This window comes from Gilvimarinus gilvus (assembly GCF_030518155.1).
GTDB lineage: Bacteria > Pseudomonadota > Gammaproteobacteria > Pseudomonadales > Cellvibrionaceae > Gilvimarinus > Gilvimarinus gilvus.
Map to the genome: position 1 here is coordinate 1 of NZ_JAULRU010000665.1, position 316 is coordinate 316.

The following is a 316-nucleotide window of genomic DNA, read 5'->3' on the forward strand; positions in this document are numbered from 1 at the left end:
GGTACATGTGGCCGTCAGCATGGCGCAGCAGCATATCGGCATCGGTGCCGTCTTCGGGGAAGCGCGCGATGCCGATGCTGCAGGAAGGTGCCTGGAGCCCGGCCAACTCGGCATCCAGCGGCTCGGCCATGACGGCCAGGATATGCTGCACCTGTGCGGCCACGACCTCGGCTGACGGGCAATCGTGCAACAGCACGGTGAACTCGTCACCGCCCATCCGCGCCACCGTCGCGCTGCCCGCTACGCAGCTTTCCAGGCGCCGGGCCAGTGTGCACAGTACCCGGTCGCCCACGCTGTGGCCGTGGTTATCGTTGAT

The 316-nt window shown here is 67.1% G+C and carries 1 protein-coding gene; it reads right to left on the minus strand.

Annotated features, from left to right (window positions below):
• On the minus strand, positions 1–316 hold a 316-nt coding region (locus QWI17_RS16710), incomplete at both ends, for a diguanylate cyclase domain-containing protein (RefSeq protein ID WP_302723664.1).